Raw genomic sequence first — 3105 nt, 5'->3', positions numbered from 1 at the left:
GGGGGGGGGGTGGGGGGGGGGTGGGTTTTGTGGGTCGGGGTGGGTTGACTGGGTCGCGGTTCGTGGCCTGCCCGTTCGGGGGGACGGGGGCGCGGATGTATCGCACGGGGGATCTGGTGCGGTGGGGTGCTGAGGGGCAGCTCGAGTATTTGGGGCGCGCCGTTGAGCAGGTCAAGATCCGCGGTTATCGCATCGAACTGGGTGAGATTCAGGCGTTGCTGGCCGAGATGGACGGGGTGAAGCAGGCGGTGGTGATCGCTCGTGAGGACCGTCCCGGTGACAAGCGTCTGGTCGGTTACGTGGTCGGGACCGTCGATCCGGTGGGGGTTCGCGGGCAATTGGCGCAGCGGCTGCCGGGGTACATGGTGCCGGCGGCGGTGGTGGTGGTCGCGGCGCTGCCGTTGACGGTGAACGGGAAACTCGACCGGCGGGCTTTGCCGGCGCCGGAGTATCAGAGTGTTGAGCGGTACCGGGCTCCGGAAACGGCGGTCGAGTTGGCGTTGGTCGACATCTATGCCCGTGTGCTGGGTGTGGAGCGGGTGGGTGTCGATGATTCGTTCTTCGATCTTGGTGGGGATTCGATTTCCGCGATGCGGGTGACCGCGGCGATCAACACCGCCTTCGATGCCGAGCTGGCGGTGCGTACCTTGTTCGAGGCGCCGACGGTCAGTGTCCTGGGCCGCCACTTGGATCCCGACGTGGTGGCCGCCGCCGAGGTGCACGGGCCGAGCTTCGCGGCCGTGCATGGTCGTGGGGCCACCGAAGCCCGTGCCGGTGATCTCACTTTGGACAAGTTCATCGATGCGGCGACGTTGGCGGTTGCGCCGACGTTGCCGGGTCCCAGTGCCGAGGTGCGGACGGTGCTGTTGACGGGGGCGACCGGGTTCCTTGGCCGTTATTTGTTGTTGCAGTTGTTGGAGCAGATGGAGCGGGTCGGCGGCGAGGTGGTCTGTTTGGTGCGGGCGCCCTCCGACGAGGATGCCCGACGTCGGCTGGACGAGACCTTCGACAGCGGTGACCCACAACTGTTGTGGCGCTTCCACGAACTGGCGGCCGACCGGTTGGAGGTGATTGCCGGCGACAAGGGTGGGGCGAATTTGGGGCTGGCGGAACAGACGTGGCAGCGGCTGGCCGACAGCGTGGATCTGGTCGTTGATTCGGCGGCGTTCGTCAACAGTGTGCTGCCCTATGGGGAGTTGTTCGGGCCCAATGTGGTGGGTACTGCCGAGCTGATCCGGTTTGCGCTCACCGCGAAGCTCAAGCCGTACGCGTTCGTCTCGACCTCGGATGTGGGGCGTCAAGTGGAGCCGTCGGTGTTCACCGAGGATGCCGACATCCGCGTCATCAGCCCGACCCGCGCCGTGGACGCCGGCTACGCCAACGGTTACGGCAACAGCAAGTGGGCTGGTGAGGTGTTGCTGCGGGAGGCCAACGATCTGTGTGGGCTGCCGGTCTCGGTGTTCCGGTCCGGGATGATCTTGGCTGATACCGAGTATGCGGGTCAGTTGAACGTGACGGACACGGTGACCCGGATGGTGCTGAGTCTGTTGGCTACCGGTGTCGCACCCGGCTCGTTCTATCGGCTCGACGCCGACGGCAACCGACAGCGCGCGCACTTCGATGGTCTGCCGGTCGGATTCGTCGCCGAGGCGATCGCGACGCTGGGTGCCCAGGTGGTCGACGGGTTCGAGACCTATCACGTGATGAACCCGCACGACGACGGTATCGGGATCGACGAGTACGTGGACTGGGTGATCCAGGCCGGTCATCCGATCGAGCGCATCGACGACTTCGGTGAGTGGTTGCAGCGTTTCGAGGCCGGTCTGCGGGCATTGCCGGAGCGGCAGCGGCAGAACTCGGTGCTGCAGATGTTGCTGGTGATGCTGCAGAGTGGGCAGACCCTGCATCCACCCGAACCCACCCAGGGTTCCTACGCTCCTACCGACCGCTTCCAAGAAGCGGCGCAGGAAGCCAAGATCGGGCCCGACAACGACATCCCACACATCTCGGCGCCGGTCATCACCAAGTACGTCACCGACCTTCAACTGCTCGGGCTGCTGTAGAGCATGCGGAGGTCGGAGTTTCATACCGTGCGAGCTGGACTACTGCACCAGCGAACCGTCTCGGGGCACCGCCCGCTACGACCGGTCGTCACGAGGTTCGGGGTCCGGTTCGCGATTGACCGGGTCGAGAGCCCAGATCCGTTCGCCGATCTTGATGTTCGGGGTGCGGGTGTAGGCCCACCCGCCCATGAGGACGACGGCCATCGCGACGAAGGCGATCGAACTCTGCGGATCCGGCCATCCGGCGGCGAACAGAACGGGGATGGCGACGGCGGTGGCTGCCCAGTAGATGCGGCGCTTCACTGCCCGCTTGGGTAGCGCGTCGGTGTCCCAACCCGGCAACAGAAGCCCGACGAACAGGATGGTCAGACCTCCGCAGAAGATGTAGAGAGACAGGTTGCTCATCACCTCACCCTATTCGTCGGGTCGGCCGAACTGGCCCGACGAACAGTCGTCCTTACCGTAAGTTCGTCGACATGCTTCGAATCGTGCAGTGGGCGACCGGCTACGTTGGCCGTCACGCGGTCGCGGCGGTGCAGTCCAGTCCCGACCTCGAGCTGGTCGGGGCGCTGGTCTACACCGCGCCAAAGGTGGGCAGGGACGTCGGGGAGATCTGCGGCATCGGTCCCGTCGGCGTCAGCACCACCGCGAGCGCCGACGAGATCCTGGCGATGGAGGCCGACTGCGTTCTCTACATGCCGCAGGGCTCGCAGGCCCGACCTTCCGCGCGCCGCTCGTGCTGCTCGCCGACGGACTGGGGGCCACCATCGACGAGATGGTGTACCACCGTCAGGTGGCCTTGGCGCCAACGCATTCGACGTGAAGGCGGGCCGCATCGAGGCGGGCACCGTCGCTGCCCAGCGGTTCGGGCTGACGGCGATCGTCGGCGGCAGGGCGGCGTTGACCGTCGAACACGTCACCCGGCTCGGTGCGGACCAGGCGGCTGACTGGCCGACGGGGCGCGGCTGGAAGGTCACCGTAGAGGGACGTCCCTCGATGGTGCTGGAGTCGCGAATCGCCACCCACGGTGAGGACGAGACCG

The 3105-nt window shown here is 66.3% G+C and carries 2 protein-coding genes and 2 pseudogenes; 3 read left to right on the top strand and 1 reads right to left on the bottom strand.

Going from position 1 to position 3105, the window contains the following annotated elements; translation table 11 throughout:
- Window positions 1-2063, top strand: a 2063-nt coding sequence (locus tag QOI01_RS24080; RefSeq protein ID WP_526385427.1) for an SDR family oxidoreductase, incomplete at its 5' end; no start/stop codon positions are given.
- Window positions 2064-2138: 75 nt separating this feature from the next.
- Here the strand turns inward: QOI01_RS24080 and QOI01_RS24075 are convergent.
- Entirely contained in the window at window positions 2139-2468 is a 330-nt protein-coding gene (locus QOI01_RS24075; protein ID WP_526385425.1) for a hypothetical protein, read from the bottom strand.
- A 71-nt stretch (window positions 2469-2539) separates the two neighbouring features.
- Between QOI01_RS24075 and QOI01_RS24070 the strand changes: the two are divergent.
- Together QOI01_RS24070 and QOI01_RS24065 are read left to right on the top strand one after the other, a co-directional pair.
- Window positions 2540-2692 (top strand): annotated as a pseudogene (locus QOI01_RS24070) (NAD(P)H-dependent amine dehydrogenase family protein); the annotation flags it as partial.
- Window positions 2693-2882: 190 nt separating this feature from the next.
- Window positions 2883-3105, top strand: a pseudogene (locus QOI01_RS24065) (NAD(P)H-dependent amine dehydrogenase family protein); the annotation flags it as partial.

Source organism: Mycobacterium sp., assembly GCF_032162605.1.
Taxonomy (GTDB): Bacteria; Actinomycetota; Actinomycetes; order Mycobacteriales; family Mycobacteriaceae; genus Mycobacterium.
This window is presented reverse-complemented; position numbering and strand designations above follow the sequence as displayed.